Source organism: Neorhizobium galegae (assembly GCF_021391675.1).
Classification (GTDB): domain Bacteria; phylum Pseudomonadota; class Alphaproteobacteria; order Rhizobiales; family Rhizobiaceae; genus Neorhizobium; species Neorhizobium galegae_B.
The window spans coordinates 1681529-1697120 of sequence record NZ_CP090095.1; the positions used below are offsets into that span (position 1 = coordinate 1681529).

The 15592-nt window shown below is 61.6% G+C and carries 15 protein-coding genes and 4 tRNA genes; 12 read left to right on the forward strand and 7 right to left on the reverse strand.

The features are described from left to right. Positions 1-96 precede the first annotated feature (96 nt). Positions 97-1228, forward strand: a protein-coding gene (gene prfB, locus LZK81_RS08405; protein ID WP_233955825.1) for a peptide chain release factor 2 whose coding sequence is annotated in 2 segments (ribosomal slippage) — positions 97-165 and positions 167-1228 — 1131 coding nt in all. Because the reading frame shifts where the segments join, the coding sequence is not laid out codon by codon here. A 75-nt stretch (positions 1229-1303) separates the two neighbouring features. Here the strand turns inward: prfB and LZK81_RS08410 are convergent. After that, positions 1304-2509 carry a multidrug effflux MFS transporter gene (locus LZK81_RS08410; protein ID WP_233955827.1) on the reverse strand — a complete coding sequence of 402 codons (1206 nt, stop codon included), beginning with the start codon at positions 2507-2509 and terminating at the stop codon, positions 1304-1306. A 170-nt stretch (positions 2510-2679) separates the two neighbouring features. Between LZK81_RS08410 and LZK81_RS08415 the strand changes: the two genes are divergently transcribed. After that, on the forward strand, positions 2680-3336 hold the full coding sequence (locus tag LZK81_RS08415; protein ID WP_233955829.1) for a TetR/AcrR family transcriptional regulator: 657 nt from the start codon (positions 2680-2682) through the stop codon (positions 3334-3336). 67 nt (positions 3337-3403) lie between these two features. Here the strand turns inward: LZK81_RS08415 and LZK81_RS08420 are convergent, their stop codons facing one another. Continuing rightward, entirely contained in the window at positions 3404-4177 is a 774-nt protein-coding gene (locus LZK81_RS08420; protein ID WP_233955831.1) for an NAD kinase, read from the reverse strand. Between the two features lie 251 nt (positions 4178-4428). On the opposite strand from LZK81_RS08420, the gene LZK81_RS08425 reads away from it, so the two are divergent. Then, positions 4429-4504, forward strand: a tRNA-Thr gene (locus tag LZK81_RS08425). Positions 4505-4602: 98 nt separating this feature from the next. Here the strand turns inward: LZK81_RS08425 and LZK81_RS08430 are convergent. Beyond that, on the reverse strand, positions 4603-5223 hold the full coding sequence (locus LZK81_RS08430; RefSeq protein ID WP_233955833.1) for a TetR/AcrR family transcriptional regulator: 621 nt from the start codon (positions 5221-5223) through the stop codon (positions 4603-4605). Positions 5224-5314: 91 nt separating this feature from the next. Here LZK81_RS08430 and LZK81_RS08435 point away from each other — a divergent pair, with 91 nt between their 5' ends. Continuing rightward, a complete protein-coding gene (locus LZK81_RS08435; protein WP_233956506.1) occupies positions 5315-5986 on the forward strand; it encodes a glutathione S-transferase N-terminal domain-containing protein in 672 nt (223 codons plus the stop codon). Between the two features lie 27 nt (positions 5987-6013). Here the strand turns inward: LZK81_RS08435 and LZK81_RS08440 are convergent, their stop codons facing one another. The 4 genes from LZK81_RS08440 to rlmB all read right to left on the reverse strand — a co-directional run bounded on the left by LZK81_RS08440 (position 6014) and on the right by rlmB (position 10293). Then, positions 6014-6907, reverse strand: a complete 894-nt coding sequence (locus LZK81_RS08440) for a transglycosylase SLT domain-containing protein (protein ID WP_418936499.1) — start codon at positions 6905-6907, stop codon at positions 6014-6016. A 158-nt stretch (positions 6908-7065) separates the two neighbouring features. Next, complete coding sequence (locus LZK81_RS08445; RefSeq protein WP_046609984.1) at positions 7066-8370, reverse strand: UDP-glucose dehydrogenase family protein; 1305 nt, start codon at positions 8368-8370, stop codon at positions 7066-7068. A 170-nt stretch (positions 8371-8540) separates the two neighbouring features. Next, positions 8541-9329: a 3'(2'),5'-bisphosphate nucleotidase CysQ gene (gene cysQ, locus LZK81_RS08450; RefSeq protein WP_046610010.1), complete on the reverse strand. Its 789-nt coding sequence runs from the start codon at positions 9327-9329 to the stop codon at positions 8541-8543. A gap of 85 nt (positions 9330-9414) precedes the next feature. Beyond that, on the reverse strand, positions 9415-10293 hold the full coding sequence (rlmB, locus tag LZK81_RS08455; protein ID WP_233955837.1) for a 23S rRNA (guanosine(2251)-2'-O)-methyltransferase RlmB: 879 nt from the start codon (positions 10291-10293) through the stop codon (positions 9415-9417). Between the two features lie 202 nt (positions 10294-10495). Here rlmB and LZK81_RS08460 point away from each other — a divergent pair. The 8 genes from LZK81_RS08460 to rplA all read left to right on the forward strand — a co-directional run bounded on the left by LZK81_RS08460 (position 10496) and on the right by rplA (position 15354). Continuing rightward, positions 10496-10580: transfer RNA gene (locus tag LZK81_RS08460), tRNA-Tyr, on the forward strand. A gap of 25 nt (positions 10581-10605) precedes the next feature. Further along, positions 10606-10679, forward strand: a tRNA-Gly gene (locus tag LZK81_RS08465). Positions 10680-11200: 521 nt separating this feature from the next. Further along, on the forward strand, positions 11201-12376 hold the full coding sequence (tuf, locus tag LZK81_RS08470; RefSeq protein WP_233955839.1) for an elongation factor Tu: 1176 nt from the start codon (positions 11201-11203) through the stop codon (positions 12374-12376). 651 nt (positions 12377-13027) lie between these two features. Beyond that, positions 13028-13103, forward strand: a tRNA-Trp gene (locus LZK81_RS08475). Positions 13104-13300: 197 nt separating this feature from the next. After that, positions 13301-13501 (forward strand): preprotein translocase subunit SecE, encoded by a 201-nt coding sequence (gene secE / locus LZK81_RS08480; RefSeq protein ID WP_037088459.1) that lies wholly within the window; start codon positions 13301-13303, stop codon positions 13499-13501. Positions 13502-13517: 16 nt separating this feature from the next. Further along, positions 13518-14048: a transcription termination/antitermination protein NusG gene (gene nusG, locus LZK81_RS08485; protein WP_007770615.1), complete on the forward strand. Its 531-nt coding sequence runs from the start codon at positions 13518-13520 to the stop codon at positions 14046-14048. Between the two features lie 177 nt (positions 14049-14225). After that, on the forward strand, positions 14226-14657 hold the full coding sequence (gene rplK, locus LZK81_RS08490; protein WP_037088457.1) for a 50S ribosomal protein L11: 432 nt from the start codon (positions 14226-14228) through the stop codon (positions 14655-14657). A 1-nt stretch (position 14658) separates the two neighbouring features. Continuing rightward, on the forward strand, positions 14659-15354 hold the full coding sequence (gene rplA, locus LZK81_RS08495) for a 50S ribosomal protein L1 (RefSeq protein ID WP_046605446.1): 696 nt from the start codon (positions 14659-14661) through the stop codon (positions 15352-15354). The last annotated feature ends 238 nt before the right edge of the window (positions 15355-15592 follow it).

The following is a 15592-nucleotide window of genomic DNA, read 5'->3' on the forward strand; positions in this document are numbered from 1 at the left end:
CAGCCTTGTCGGCAGGCCCGGTCTTTACATCCGGGCTCGCTGCAACTATGTCCACGGCACTTAAAACCCCAACACAAAGAGCGAAGAACAAGCGCCATGCGTGCGGAAATCATCAATGTAGTCGACGAAATCAAGCAGGCCATAAGCCTGCTGAGGAGGCATCTTTGACTGGGATCAGGCGGTAAGACGGCTGGACTGGTTGAACAACAAGTCAGAGGATCCGAACCTCTGGAACGATGCTGCGGAAGCGCAGAAGCTGATGCGCGAGCGCCAGCAGCTCGACGACGGCATCAATGGCGTCAAGGCCATGGAGCAACAGCTCAACGACAATATCGAACTCATCGAACTCGGTGAGGAAGAGGGCGACGAAGCGATCGTCAAGGAAGCCGAAGAGGCGCTGAAGGCGCTGATGGCGGAATCCGGCCGGCGCCAGGTCGAGGCCATGCTGTCGGGCGAAGCGGATGGCAACGACACCTATGTCGAAGTCCATTCCGGCGCCGGCGGCACGGAAAGCCAGGACTGGGCGAACATGCTTCTGCGCATGTATACCCGCTGGGCCGAACGCCAGCGTTTCAAGGTCGAGCTTCTCGAAGTGCATGACGGCGAAGAAGCCGGTATCAAGTCGGCGACCATCCTCGTCAAGGGCCACAATGCCTATGGCTGGCTGAAGACCGAATCGGGCGTCCACCGCCTGGTCCGCATTTCGCCCTATGACAGCAACGCCCGCCGCCACACCTCGTTCTCCTCCATCTGGGTCTATCCGGTCATCGACGACTCGATCAACATCGAGATCAACGAGAGCGATTGCCGCATCGACACCTATCGTTCGTCGGGCGCAGGCGGCCAGCACGTCAACACCACCGACTCGGCGGTGCGCATCACCCATATTCCGTCGGGCGTCGTGGTGCAGTGCCAGCAGGAGCGCTCGCAGCACAAGAACAAGGCCAAGGCCTGGGACATGCTGCGTGCGCGGCTCTACGAAGCGGAGTTGAAGAAGCGCGAGGACGCGGCGAACGCCGAGGCGGCTTCCAAGTCCGACATCGGCTGGGGTCACCAGATCCGCTCCTACGTTCTGCAGCCCTACCAGATGGTCAAGGACCTGCGCACAGGCGTGACCAGCACCGCTCCGGACGACGTGCTGGACGGAGATATCAATCCCTTCATGGAAGCTGCCCTGGCGCATCGCATCAGCGGCAAGCCGGATGTGGATGTCGCTGACGTCGATTGACGATTTTGACGAAGCACGAACGAAAGCGGCCGGATCTTGTGATCCGGCCGCTTTTTTGTTGGACGAGGCGGATGGTTATTCCGCAGCGGCCGCCATGGCCCCTTGGCGGCTGCGAAGCACGACGAGCGACAGCAGAAAGACCACCACCGAGCAGAGCGCGATGACCGTGACCATCGGCAGCGAGGTGCCGTCGACGAACATGCCGCCGAGGCCGATCACGACCGCCGATGTCACGAACTGGATCGTGCCCATCATGGCGGACGCCGTGCCGGCGATCCGGCCATGATGTTCGAGCGCCAATACCGCCGCCGTCGGGATGATCATGCCGAGGAAGCCGTAGCCGCCGAACAGGAAGGCAGCCATCACATCGAGACGGTCGATGCCAAGCGAGGTGACCAGGGCCAGAAGGACCATCATCGTCGAATACCCGAACACCGCGCCACGGATCACTTTCCGCAGCCCGATCTTGCGTGAAAGCCAGCCGTTCAGCTGCGACATGCCGATGAAGGCGACCGCATTGCACGAGAAGACGATGCTGTAGAAGGTCGGCGACAGGCCGTAATGCTCGATCAGCACGAAGGACGAATTCGCCACATAGATCATGTAGCTCGACATGCCGAAGGAGGCGATCAGCACCAGCCCGAGATAATAGGGATCCCGGAGCAGCGTGCCATAGGACTTGAGCGCGCTGGCGAGACTGCTTTCGCTGCGCGCCGCCGGCAGGCGGGTTTCTTCGAGGAAGAACACTGCAACGACGGCGCCGACTGCCCCGGCGCCGACCATGACCCAGAAGATCAGCCGCCAGTCGCCGAACACTGTGACGATGCTGCCGGCAAGCGGTGCGAGGATCGGCGAGACGCTGAATACCAGCATCAGCCGCGACATCAGCTGGGCCGCAGCCGGACCCGTATGCAGGTCGCGGACGATGGCGCGGGAGATGACGACGCCGGCGCAGGCGCCCATGCCCTGCAGGAACCGGAAGGCGATCAGCCACTCGATCGACGGCGACAGCGCGCAGCCGACGGCCCCGATGGCATAAAGAGCGAGACCGACATAGAGCGGCTTCTTGCGGCCGAACATGTCGGAGACCGGGCCGTAGACGATCTGCGACACCGCCATGGCGACGAAGAAGGAGATCAGGCTCGCCTGCACCGCATGGCTGTCGGCATTGAGGTTTACGCTGATGGTCGGCAATGCCGGGAGATACATGTCGAGGGCGAAAAGCCCGATAGCGGAGAGCAGCCCGAGCGACAGGGCATGCGAAGGAGCTCTGCTTTGCATTTGGAAAAAACCTTTCCCGTCACCACATCTGCCGTGGTAACGGCAGGGCGAGGACGATTATGGGAGATGAATATGAGAGCCGGCCATGTGCGGGGGAATGGGCCTAAACAATCATGTAAAATATTTTGGACACAATTGTCCAATCCGTCAAGCCCCGCTATGGTGATGTCATGAAAAATTCGTCTGCCGAACTTCCGCGCGATTACGACACCTGGCCGCCAGCGCAGAATAAGCGCCAGGCGATCCTCAATGCTGCAGCCGATGTTTTTGCCGAGGAAGGTTTTGGCGGCGCCAGCATCGATGCGATCGCGGCAAGGGCAGGGGTATCGCGCCAGACGATCTACAATCAGCTGGGCGACAAGGATAATCTTTTCAAGGTCGTGGTCGCCGAAATCACCGACCGCTCCAGCGCCGGTTTCTTTCGCGTGCTCGATACTTTCCCCGTGACGCCGCAGGATATCGAGACGGAGCTGACGCAATTTTCGGCCCAGCTCCTGCGCAAGGCGATCTGCGACCCGAACGGCCGCTGGCTGCGCAAGGTGGTCGAGACCGAAGGCGCCCGATTCCCCGAGCTTTTCGAAACCTGGAAGGAATACGGGCCGGGCAAGAAATATCCGGCGATTGCCGCCCGCCTGGCACAGCTCGCCCATGGCGGTTACCTCGAGATCGACGATCCGGCGCTTGCCGCCCGCCAGTATATGGCGCTTCTGGCGACTGACCTTCGCTACGATCAGCAGATCGGCCGCCAGACGCCCGAATCGGAGATCGACCAGATGGCGGCGAACGCCACCCGCACTTTTCTGCGCGCCTTTACACCGAAGCGCTGAGTTTCACGCAAGCGCAACAGGTTTCATCTGCGTGAGCTAACGCTGAGTCACACACGCTGACGCTGAGTCAGTTGTTGAACTGTTCGGCGAGGATCCGGTCAGACCAGGAATGGTTGGGATCGGACAGGATGCGTGCGGTGATTTCGGTCGATTGCGCCACCCGCACCTTCAGCACCGACTTCACCTCGGTATTGTCGGCAACCGCATTGACCGGCCGCTTTTCCGGTTCGAGGATGTGGATATCGACGCAGACGTGGTTCGGCAGCAGTGCTCCGCGCCAGCGCCGCGGGCGAAATGCCGAGACCGGCGTCATGGCGAGCAGCGGCGCCTCTAGCGGCAGGATCGGCCCATGCGCCGAGAGATTGTAGGCGGTCGAACCGGCGGGCGTGGCGATCATCAGCCCGTCGCAGATCAGTTCCTCCAGCCGCACATGGCCGTCGATCTCCACCCTGAGCTTGGCCGCCTGATAGGATTGCCGGAAAAGATAGACCTCGTTGATGGCGAGGGCCACCGATGTCGAGCCGTCCTCGTTTTCCGTCGTCATCTTCAGCGGGTGGAATTCGTTTTCCACCGATTCGGCCACTCGCTCATGAAGTTTTTCGGCGCGAAAATCGTTCATCAGGAAGCCGACCGAGCCGCAATTCATCCCATAGACGCTTTTGCCCGTGTTGATCGTGTCGTGCAGCGTCTGCAGCATGAACCCGTCGCCGCCGAGCGCGACGATCACGTCGGCTTGCGCGGTCGGCACGTTGCCGTAGAGCCGCACGAGCTCCTCCAGCGCGGATTGTGCTTCCGGGGCCGTCGAGGCGATGATGGAGAGCTTGTTCGTCTGGGACGACATGAACGGGCCTTTAAGGGTGCCGCCGCCCGAAGGGCCGCGCAAGGGACGCTGTAACCAATTGAGCTAACACGAGCCTGTGACAGGACCATGCCGGCCGGACGGCATTAAGTACAGGAAAAACAGGCTTTTGGACAAGCGCCTTGCGCCATCGCCGGTAAGTGAAACAACCCAGCTCGAATGCACGGTATGTGATGTTGCAGCGATTTTCTCTTTACAGCAGGGGAAAATCTGGTAACTCCCCACTCGAAAGTGCCCTTGTAGCTCAGTTGGTAGAGCACCTGATTTGTAATCAGGGGGTCCCGGGTTCGAACCCTGGCGGGGGCACCAAGCACTTCCAGTTTTTGCGGCTTCGAAACATCACGGAATTTGGCGTTTGCCGCGAGGCTTTCTCTGTCCTTCCGTACGAGCATGCTGAAAGCCGCGAGCTAATCCTGCCGCTTCGGACCGCAGACCATCTCGACGCCGGCCTTTGCGAGAGCCTCCAGCATCTCGCGGGAGGCTCCGGCGCGGGCGCGAACAGCTAGCGAGTGCATGACGGAAGAGGCGAGCCAGGTGAGCGTCTGCGGGTCGGAACCTTCCGGTAGCTCACCTCTTTCAATCGCCAAGGCCAGCCGTTGCTCGATCCTGGTATCGAAGGCTTCGAGGCTGATGCGCAGCATGTCGCGCACCCGCGGATGCTGGATCGCCTCCGCCGTGGCGGTACCGATCAGGAAACAGCCGCGCTGCGCGGTTTCTCCCGAAAGATAGATGGCGAGCGACCGGCGATAGATTTCCGCGAGATTTTCCGCAAGCGGTAGGGAGGGATCGAGCGCTTCCGTCAGGGCATCGAGGCTGTCGTCGCGGTATCCGGCAAGGGTGCCGAGATAGAGTTCCTGCTTGTCGCCGAAGGCGCCGTAGAGGCTCGGGCGGTTGAGGTTCGTCGCAGCGCTTAGCGCATCGAGCGACGTGCCCTCGAACCCTCTGTCCCAGAAGACCTCGCGTGCCTTCTCGATCGCAGTTCCGGCGTGAAAAGCCCGCGGTCGCCCACGTTTCCTAGCTTCGCTCATTTTGTACTGATCCGCATTAAATTATTGACGATCAGAATTTTATGCGAAATAGTACAAATACTCAACCGCGCAGAATCGGAAACAGCAAATGATGAAGCTCTATATGCACCCCGGCGCCTGTTCGCTGTCCCCGCACATCGTCTGCCGCGAGCTGGGGCTCGAGATCGAAACCATTATGGTCGATCGCGCGAACCACCGCACGTCGGATGGCGACGATTATCTCGCGATCAACGGAACGGGTTACGTACCGGCGCTGATGCTCGATGACGGGGCGGTGCTGACGGAAGGGCCGGCGATCGTCCAGTTTCTCGCCGAAAGCGTGCCGGGCGGACGCAAATTGCTTCCCGAGTCAGGAAGCCTGGCGCGCAGCCGCATGCAATCCCGGCTGAACTTCATCACCGCGGAACTGCACAAGCCGATGGCCATGTTGTTCAGCGCGGCCTATGCGCCGTCGCACGAGGCGATCCGCGCACTGGTGTCGAACCGGCTCGACTGGCTGAACGGCCGGATCGGAGAACCCTATCTGGATGGGACAGGTTTCTCGGTCGCGGATGCCTATCTCTTCGTCTGCCTTAACTGGTCGCCCTGGATCGGCATTGACCTCGATCGATGGCCGAAACTTTCGGCCTTCTTTTCTCACGTGGCCGAACGGCCCGCGGTGCGCGAGGCACTCCGCGCGGAAGGCCTTCACGAGCAGCCCGGCAGCATTTTCTTTGCACCTGCGGCCGACCAAACCCATCGGGCCGCAGCGGTCAGGCCGTGACTTCCTCCCGCTCCGAACTCCAATATCTCAATTCCGGAACACCGTGCAGGGCACCGCCTGTGCCCTGATCTTGCTACACAAGTCGGTCGCCTCGGCTCTGGTGGCGCGGCCGATCCGCGCCGCATAGCGCGGGCGATAGCCGAAATTGCCGCGTTTCTGCCGCACGACGAGCGCCCGTTCCGCGTTGAGCGGCGCCGGCAGCCGGCCGATCGTGCTGGCAAACAGCTGGCTGGCGATATTCGGATTGTAGTGGGCCGAAAGCTGCACGCCCCATGGCGCCCAATCCGCCGAGGCGATCAGGACGGTCTCGTTGAGCCGCCTCGTATTGGCGAGCCGCACGCAGCCGTCGATGAAGGATTTTCCGGGGGCAAGGGACTGAGCCGCCACCTTCGGCGGATTGTCTTTCCATGTCTCCGCCGAGTGACCGGTAATCGCGTACACGTAGTCGCGCGTCTCGATCGGCAGCCGGCCGGCCTTCAGGAATGTTTCCAGCCCGGCTTCGCCCGCATTATAGGCCGCGGCGGCAAGGCCGAGATTGCCGAAACGGTCGCGCAGATCGACGAGATAGAGAGCGGACGCGACAAGCGCTTCGGCGACATTGAAGCTGTTCGCCAGCCCCCGGATCTTCGCGGTTGCCGGCATGAACTGGGCGATGCCCTCGGCGCCCTTCGGGCTCACCGCATTGGCCCGAAACAGGCTTTCGCGCCAGATCAGGCGGGCGAAGAACTCCGGCGGCAGCCCGTTCGTCACGGCGAGCCGCTCCATCACCTGGCAGAGATCATGATTGTAGGTTTCGGAGCGGATGCAGAGCCGGTCCATGCCGCCCGATGCCGCACGCTCGTATCGGCATTCGGGAGCGGCGGGGTCTTCGGCAGCCGCAATGCTCCCGCCATGGGGCGGGACTGCCAATGACAAGGCCAGGCCTGTTTGCATGAGATGGCGAAACATCATCGGCATGCAATATGCCTAATCAAGCCGCCGCTTGAAAGCCTTCGGCACCAGGAACATTCAGGACACCCCTCGCGCAACGCCCAAGGTTCCAGGCCGGTGCCTTCAATCCCGACGCCTTCGGGACTGTCCTAGTGCACCTTGCCGACGCCGGTATAGGCAAAGCCATGCGCTTCCACCTCCCGCGCCCGATAGACATTGCGCAGGTCGACAAGGACAGGGCTCTTCATGACGGACTTCAGGCGCTCCAGATCGAGTGCGCGAAATTCGTTCCACTCGGTCACCAGAACCGCGACATCGGCGCCTTCAGCGGCCTGGTAGGGACCGCTGGCGAATTCGATATCCATCATCTGCCTGGCGTTTGCCATGCCTTCCGGATCGTAGCCGGACACGATCGCGCCGGCATCCTGCAGCGTCTGGACGACGGCGATCGCGGGGCTGTCGCGCATGTCGTCGGTATTCGGCTTGAAGGTCAACCCGAAGACGGCGACCTTCTTGCCGCGCACGTCGCCGCCGGCGGCCGCGATCACCTTGCGGCCCATGGCACGCTTGCGGGTGTCGTTGACGGCGATAGTGGTTTCGATGAGGCGCACCGGGCTGTCATAGTCCTGAGCGGTCTTTGCGAGCGCCAGCGTGTCCTTGGGGAAGCAGGAGCCGCCATAGCCGGGGCCGGCATGCAGGAATTTCGAGCCGATGCGCCCGTCGAGGCCGATGCCGCGCGAAACGTCCTGGACGTCGGCATCGACGCGCTCGCAGAGGTCGGCCATCTCGTTGATGAAGGTGATCTTCATCGCCAGGAAGGCGTTTGCGGCGTATTTGATCAGTTCGGACGTGCGGCGGCTGGTGAAGAGGAGCGGCGACTGGTTGAGATAGAGCGGACGGTAGACTTCCGTCATCACGCCGCGGGCGCGCTCGTCGGAAAGGCCGACGACGATACGGTCCGGACGCTTGAAGTCCTCGATCGCAGCGCCTTCGCGCAGGAATTCGGGGTTGGAGACGACGGCGAAATCCGCATCCGGATTGGTCTCGCGGATGATCCGCTCCACTTCGTCGCCGGTGCCGACCGGGACGGTCGACTTGGTAACGATGACGGTGAAGCCGGTCAGCGCCTCGGCGATTTCGCGTGCCGCGGCATAGACATAACCGAGGTCGGCATGGCCGTCGCCGCGGCGCGAGGGCGTACCGACGGCGATGAAGACGACATCGGCATCGCCAACCGCCGGGCCGAGCTCGGTGGTGAAGGAAAGGCGACGGGATTTGACGTTCGATTCGACCAGAGCCTCGAGGCCGGGTTCGAAGATCGGGATGCCGCCCTTTTTCAGCGCCTCGATCTTTTCCTCAGCCTTGTCGACGCAGATGACGTCATGTCCGAAATCCGCAAAGCAGGCTCCCGACACGAGGCCGACATAACCCGATCCAACCATCACAATACGCATCAACAATCCTCATCTTTGCTCGGCAATCTCACGCGCAGCGGTTTCCTAAGCGCATCCGAAAGGGAATGCAACGCGTCGGCTTGGCTGCCTGTCACAGGCCTGGGTGGGCGTTACCCCGGGAGGCCCCCCTGACTGGCCAATGTTACCGGGTGATGACAATGGGACGACGGCTAGGAGTTTCCAGGCCGCGATCCCCAGGCGATGAAATCGGGGTTGGCGAAATCCAGCATGTCCGCGCGACCGGTCTTGCCATAGGTAAGCCGCGCCCCGTCGAGCGTGACCGTGCTGCCGCCCGCCGCGCGCAATACGGCGTCGCCGGCGGCCGTGTCCCATTCCATGGTTCTGCCGAAGCGGGGATAGAGATCGGCGGCACCCTCCGCCAGCAGGCAGAATTTCAACGAGGAACCAATACTGCGGATATCGGCGGCGCCGGATTTCTCGAGGAAGGCCTCGGTCTCTGCGGAATTGTGAGAGCGGCTCGCGACGCAGATCGGCCGGCTCCCGACCGGCCTTGCGACGATCGGCTCCCGGCTCGTCACCGCGAAATTGTCATCGACGACGAGTTTTTCCGCCCGTCCGCCGCCGCCGAGATAGGCGACCTTGAGGGCAGGGGCATAAACGGCGCCGAGGATCGGCGCACCGTTCTCGATGAGAGCGATGTTGACCGTGAAATCCTCGCGGTTGTTTATGAACTCCTTGGTACCGTCGAGGGGATCGACAAGGATGAAAGAGCGCCCTTCGATCGACGGGATGCGCCCCATCGCGACCGATTCTTCCGCGATGACGGGAATCTCCGGAAAAGCTCGGGCAAGTTCGGCGAGGATGATTTCTTCAGCCCGCTCGTCCGCCTCCGTGACCGGGGACCGATCGGCCTTGTAGCTGGTGCTCGGCCCAGCCCTGTAGATGTCCAGGATGGCCTTGCCCGCGAGCAGCGCGGCTTGTTCGAATGTAGCGAGCATGAATTCCATGGAGGCTGGTCACGTCGGTTGCTTAGACTTCCCATGACACGTTTGCCCCGCGCATGGGAGTCTAAAACGGCTCGGTTCAACCGGCCTTGGCGAGATGCTGCTGTGTCGCGTAGAGCGCGATCGCGGCGGCGTTCGAGACGTTGAGCGATTTGATGGCGCCCGGCATGTCGAGGCGGGCAAGCGCGTTGACCGTCTCGCGGGTCTTCTGCCGCAGGCCCTTGCCCTCCGAGCCGAGCACGAGAGCGATCCGGCCACCGGCAAACGTGCCTTCGAGCGGGGCCGGGCCTTCCGAATCGAGCCCGATCGTCTGGAAGCCGAGCCGGTGCAGTTCCTCGATCGCGTCGGCGAGATTAGTGACCTGTATATAAGGTATGAGTTCCAGCGCGCCGGAGGCCGATTTGGCCAGTACGCCGGATTCGGTCGGGCTATGTCTCTGGGTGGTGATGACGGCGCCGGCGCCGAAAGCGACCGCCGAACGCATGATCGCGCCGACATTGTGCGGGTCGGTCACCTGGTCGAGGACCAGCAGGAGCGGACTTGCCTTCAAGCCTTCCAGCCGGCGGACGGGCAGGGGGCGTGTTTCCAGCATCACGCCCTGGTGGATGGCTTCGGGGCCGAGCACCTTGTCGATATCCTGCGGCGAGACGAATTCGACCGGAAAGGACAGCGTCTCCGGTTCGCCGATCTCGAGCCGCGCGAAGGCGTTCTGCGTCACCGACAGCTTGATGAGCTTGCGCTCGGGGTTGTCGAGGGCCGCGCGCACCGTGTGCAGGCCATAGAGGAAGACCTGTTCGGGTTGAAGCTGCGGCGGTTTCCAGTCCTTGTTGGATTTCGGCCGTTTCAGCGGCGGCGTCGGAATTTCGCCACGCTCGCGCTTGGAGTCGCGCACGGCGCGCCGAAGCGTCGCATAATGGGTGTCGCGGGTGGATTTGTCTTCTTTGTCGTCCTTGCTCATCAGGCCTTATAGCCATCCTCGCTCTCCGGGCAAAGCCCTCGACGGGGAGGCGGATCGAAAGAGCGGCTGATTTATTTTCGTCATTTTTGCTTCTTACTCGTGTTGACAGACGAGAACGAGGCGGTCATATACGCGGCGCAGATCGAGGGGCGGCAAGCTTCAAGGTCTGACGAACTTGGTCTCACGATCCGGACGAAAAACTGGAGAGATGCCCGAGTGGTTAAAGGGGACGGACTGTAAATCCGTTGGCTCAGCCTACGTTGGTTCAAATCCAACTCTCTCCACCATTCGTCTCTGATCGGACACCACACCGCGGGTATAGCTCAATGGTAGAGCAGCAGCCTTCCAAGCTGAATACGCGGGTTCGATTCCCGCTACCCGCTCCACAATCTCAACGATTTACAATGACGGCGTGCCTGTGGTGCAACGCTTTCCAGCGTCCCTGTCGAAGCAGGCCCGGCGATCGTGCGGCTTGCGCCATGCCGTGGGACCAGAAGCTTCCGTCGACCGGAATGAGGCACGGGTCCCCGCGTCGTTTTGGGCCGCGCATCCAGTGCGAGCTCCCGGCCGGTAGGTGCGGTGGCCGACAGGCAGTCCCGGAACAAACTTCTGTGCTATACTGGCGTCATCAAGGCGGACCTGGAGCCCCGCGGCCTTACCCGACCGCGGGGCTTTTTGCGCTTACGGCGCTCGTCAGTTCGCTGAAGCCCGAAATCAGAGCCGGTCTGGATCTTGCCCTGAGCGCGTGCTGAACCGGCCGTCCCCGGGCATTTTCAAGCCGATTTCGCCTGCTCCCCTTGTCCGGGCGCGCGTCGTAATTATGTCTTGCGCATTCTAGTGGAAAGCCTTAAACGGCGACACCAAACCCGGTCGCCGGGTCCACCCTTATGTTCACAGGAAGCATTCAATGGCAAAGAGCAAGTTTGAGCGCAACAAGCCGCACGTCAACATTGGCACGATCGGTCACGTTGACCATGGCAAGACGTCGCTGACGGCCGCGATCACGAAGTACTTCGGCGAGTACAAGGCCTATGACCAGATCGACGCGGCTCCTGAAGAAAAGGCACGCGGCATCACCATTTCGACGGCGCACGTCGAATATGAGACGACTGCCCGCCATTATGCCCACGTCGACTGCCCCGGCCACGCCGACTACGTGAAGAACATGATCACCGGTGCTGCCCAGATGGACGGCGCGATCCTGGTCTGCTCGGCTGCCGATGGCCCGATGCCGCAGACCCGCGAGCACATCCTGCTCGCCCGTCAGGTTGGCGTTCCGGCAATCGTCGTGTTCCTCAACAAGGTCGACCAGGTCGACGACGCCGAGCTTCTCGAGCTCGTCGAGCTGGAAGTGCGCGAACTTCTGTCGTCCTACGACTTCCCGGGCGACGACATTCCGATCATCAAGGGTTCGGCGCTGGCCGCTCTTGAAGATTCGGACAAGAAGATCGGCGAAGATTCGATCCGCGAGCTGATGGCCGCTGTCGACGCCTACATCCCGACGCCTGAGCGTCCGATCAACATGCCGTTCCTGATGCCGATCGAAGACGTGTTCTCGATCTCGGGTCGCGGTACGGTCGTGACCGGCCGTGTCGAGCGCGGCATCGTCAAGGTTGGCGAAGAAGTCGAGATCGTCGGCATCCGCCCGACCTCGAAGACGACGGTGACCGGCGTTGAAATGTTCCGCAAGCTGCTCGACCAGGGCCAGGCCGGCGACAACATCGGCGCTCTCGTCCGCGGCGTGAACCGTGACGGCGTCGAGCGTGGCCAGATCCTGTGCAAGCCGGGTTCGGTCAAGCCGCACAAGAAGTTCATGGCCGAAGCCTACATCCTGACGAAGGAAGAAGGTGGCCGTCATACGCCGTTCTTCACCAACTACCGTCCGCAGTTCTACTTCCGCACGACGGACGTGACGGGCATCGTATCGCTGCCGGAAGGCACGGAAATGGTGATGCCGGGCGACAACGTCACGGTTGAAGTCGAGCTAATCGTTCCGATCGCGATGGAAGAAAAGCTGCGTTTCGCGATCCGCGAAGGCGGCCGCACCGTCGGCGCCGGCATCGTCGCCTCGATCATCGAGTAATCGATAGCGACATCAAATAGCAAAGGCCCTGCCGGCAACGGCGGGGCCTTTCGCATTCAAGCCCTGCCCTTGAGTCAATCGGGCGGCTCACCCTGAGTCAGCTTTGGGAAAAAGCGTGCTCTCGCCACGGAAATGAGCTTTTGTCGCGGCCCGGCACATCGCAGACTGCCGAGCCCCTTACGCGACGACGGGCCCGCTACAGCCGGGCGCTGTCAGGCCGACCGTGGAATTGACGGATACCGGCCGGGGAGGCGGGCAGACACCCACCCGAGCCGGCAAGTCGCCGCCCGGTGACGGGTTGGGGGCAAGCGTAAATGCCCGTCGGCGATCACCTCTACTGGTGTAAGCGCGGCCCCACCGATTGCTTCCGTTGCGAATCGCCTCCCGACCGACCTCCTGGGGGAGCCTCTGCCGATCAATCGAAGCCATTGCGGATCGGCTGCCGGGCAGGGAAATAGGCGCAGGCGGCGCCGGGACGGCGCTTTCGGGCGTTCGCTTTGCCGAGGCGTTTGACGGGTCCGGCCGAAAGCTGAGGCAGAACGGTCCGGATATCAAAAATGCTCTTGCAAAGCGCAACGCATCCCCTTAAAGGGAGCGCCTAGCCAGTTGGCGGCCAGGCCGAGTTTCCGGTTTATGGTCCGCCAAGGTTGAAGGGGTGTAGCTCAGTTGGTAGAGCGGCGGTCTCCAAAACCGCAGGTCGTCGGTTCAAGCCCGGCCGCCCCTGCCACTTTCAGATGATTGGCGCGAGATTATCCGCAGCGGAATTGTCGGGAAATGGTCGCCGTGCAAAACGGCGAAATTTCATCGAACACTGTTTTCCCACTTGTGTAAAGGGGAAGGGGTGTTTATGTAGGTCAAAACAGACACGCGGTGCGTGGGGCTGAGCAAGTTCAGCTTTACGCGCCGTAATTGCGTGGGCAATCAATGGCATCCAAGACCAATCCAGTTACGTTTCTGCGCCAGGTGCGATCCGAAGCGTCGAAAATCCATTGGCCGTCGCGTCGCGAGACCATGATTTCCACGGCCATGGTTCTGGTAATGGTTGTGTTCGCCGCGCTGTTTTTCTTCGCTGCAGACCAGCTCATGGGATGGTTGCTCCGTCTCGTACTGAACGTCAGCGTTTGAATCTGGAGAATTAAAGATGGCGGCGCGTTGGTACATCGTCCACGCATATTCCAATTTTGAGAAGAAGGTGGCTGAGGACATCGAGAACAAGGCTCGCCAGAAGGGGCTTGAGCATCTGTTCGAGAAGATCCTGGTGCCGACCGAGAAGGTCGTCGAGGTGCGTCGTGGCCGCAAGGTCGACTCGGAGCGCAAGTTCTTTCCGGGCTACGTCATGGTTCGTGCGAACCTGACCGACGAAGCCTATCACCTGATCAAGAATACGCCGAAGGTCACGGGCTTCCTCGGTTCCGACAACAAGCCGGTTCCGATCCCTGACTTTGAAGCCGAGCGCATCCTTGGCCAGGTCCAGGAAGGCGTCGAGCGGCCGAAGTCCTCGATCACTTTCGAGATCGGCGAGCAGGTTCGCGTTTCGGACGGTCCTTTCGCGTCCTTCAACGGCACCGTTCAGGATGTCGACGAAGAGCGCTCCCGCCTCAAGGTGGAAGTCTCGATCTTCGGTCGTGCGACCCCGGTCGAGCTGGAATACGCTCAGGTCGAAAAGGTCTGATGAGTTTCGAAATGGGGCCGGCCGTTTATTCGGCGGGCCTCGTGCGGCGTTTGCCGCAAGCGCGTGGGAGGGATGGTGCCTTAGCCGGGCATCTCGACCGAACCACGCAACCGCAGCCGCCGGTGAAAGCCGGCATGTCGGACCGGGAAACCGGTCTCTAACGAAAGGCAGAGAGTTATGGCTAAGAAAGTTATGGGCCACCTCAAGCTGCAGGTGAAGGCAGGGTCGGCCAATCCGTCCCCGCCGATCGGTCCTGCACTTGGTCAGCGCGGCATCAACATCATGGAATTCTGCAAGGCGTTCAACGCTGCCACGCAGGAAATGGAAAAGGGCATGCCGATCCCGGTCGTCATCACCTATTTCCAGGACAAGTCCTTCACCTTCGCGATGAAGCAGCCTCCGGTCAGCTACTGGCTGAAGAAGGAAGCGAAGATCACCTCGGGTTCCAAGACCCCGGGCAAGGGCGCCAAGGCAGGCACCCTGACCAAGGCTCAGATCCAGACCATCGCCCAGGCGAAGATGAAGGATTTGAACGCTGCTGATCTCGAAGGCGCAATGGCCATGATCGAGGGCTCTGCCCGCGCCATGGGCCTGGAAGTGGTGGCTTAACATGGCAAAGCTTGCAAAGCGTATTCAGAAGATCCGCGAAGGCGTGGATCCGACCAAGCTCGTAGCGCTCACCGACGCCATCTCGATGGTCAAGGAACGTGCGGTCGCCAAGTTCGACGAAACCGTCGAAATCGCGATGAACCTCGGCGTCGATCCGCGTCACGCAGACCAGATGGTCCGCGGCGTGGTCAATCTGCCGAACGGCACTGGCCGTGACGTTCGTGTTGCCGTTTTCGCACGCGGCGCCAAGGCTGACGAAGCCAAGGCAGCCGGTGCGGACATCGTCGGCGCCGAAGACCTCGTCGAAATCGTCCAGGGCGGCAAGATCGACTTCGATCGCTGCATCGCCACTCCGGACATGATGCCGCTCGTCGGCCGTCTCGGTAAGGTCCTCGGCCCCCGCGGCATGATGCCGAACCCGAAGGTCGGAACCGTCACCATGGACGTCACGGGCGCCGTCAAGGCTTCCAAGGGCGGCGCTGTCGAGTTCCGCGTCGAAAAGGCCGGCATCATCCACGCCGGTATCGGCAAGGCTTCGTTCGAAGCCAAGGCTCTTGAAGAAAACATCAAGGCCTTCGCTGACGCCGTCATCAAGGCCAAGCCGGCAGGCGCCAAAGGCAACTACCTCAAGCGGGTAGCGATCTCCTCGACCATGGGTCCGGGCGTCAAGATCGATCCGTCGACGGTGACGATCTAAAAGTTTCGTCCGGAGTCTTCGGGTTCCGGACTGCATGAATTCCCGGTCCTTCGGGGCCGGGAATTTCCCAGGGAAACCTGGGAATTCCTGTCCGAGATTGCGGGTGGTTTCGACCTTAATCACTTGATGCCTGCATGAGACGGGTAAGACCCGAGATTTTTGAGGTGCCATGCGCCTCGTAAAATCGGTTCGAGCCTAGTGTGCCTTGTGCCTGGAGCCCCTGTGGCGACAGTGCGAG

Excerpts from the sequence above, each read along its gene's own strand:
- LZK81_RS08410 (WP_233955827.1), bottom strand. The coding sequence starts at position 2,509 with ATGCAAAGCAGAGCTCCTTCGCATGCCCTGTCGCTCGGGCTGCTCTCC.
- LZK81_RS08415 (WP_233955829.1), top strand. The coding sequence starts at position 2,680 with ATGAAAAATTCGTCTGCCGAACTTCCGCGCGATTACGACACCTGGCCG.
- LZK81_RS08420 (WP_233955831.1), bottom strand. The coding sequence starts at position 4,177 with ATGTCGTCCCAGACGAACAAGCTCTCCATCATCGCCTCGACGGCCCCG.
- LZK81_RS08430 (WP_233955833.1), bottom strand. The coding sequence starts at position 5,223 with ATGAGCGAAGCTAGGAAACGTGGGCGACCGCGGGCTTTTCACGCCGGA.
- LZK81_RS08435 (WP_233956506.1), top strand. The coding sequence starts at position 5,315 with ATGAAGCTCTATATGCACCCCGGCGCCTGTTCGCTGTCCCCGCACATC.
- LZK81_RS08445 (WP_046609984.1), bottom strand. The coding sequence starts at position 8,370 with ATGCGTATTGTGATGGTTGGATCGGGTTATGTCGGCCTCGTGTCGGGA.
- cysQ (WP_046610010.1), bottom strand. The coding sequence starts at position 9,329 with ATGCTCGCTACATTCGAACAAGCCGCGCTGCTCGCGGGCAAGGCCATC.
- rlmB (WP_233955837.1), bottom strand. The coding sequence starts at position 10,293 with ATGAGCAAGGACGACAAAGAAGACAAATCCACCCGCGACACCCATTAT.
- tuf (WP_233955839.1), top strand. The coding sequence starts at position 11,201 with ATGGCAAAGAGCAAGTTTGAGCGCAACAAGCCGCACGTCAACATTGGC.
- secE (WP_037088459.1), top strand. The coding sequence starts at position 13,301 with ATGGCATCCAAGACCAATCCAGTTACGTTTCTGCGCCAGGTGCGATCC.
- nusG (WP_007770615.1), top strand. The coding sequence starts at position 13,518 with ATGGCGGCGCGTTGGTACATCGTCCACGCATATTCCAATTTTGAGAAG.
- rplK (WP_037088457.1), top strand. The coding sequence starts at position 14,226 with ATGGCTAAGAAAGTTATGGGCCACCTCAAGCTGCAGGTGAAGGCAGGG.
- rplA (WP_046605446.1), top strand. The coding sequence starts at position 14,659 with ATGGCAAAGCTTGCAAAGCGTATTCAGAAGATCCGCGAAGGCGTGGAT.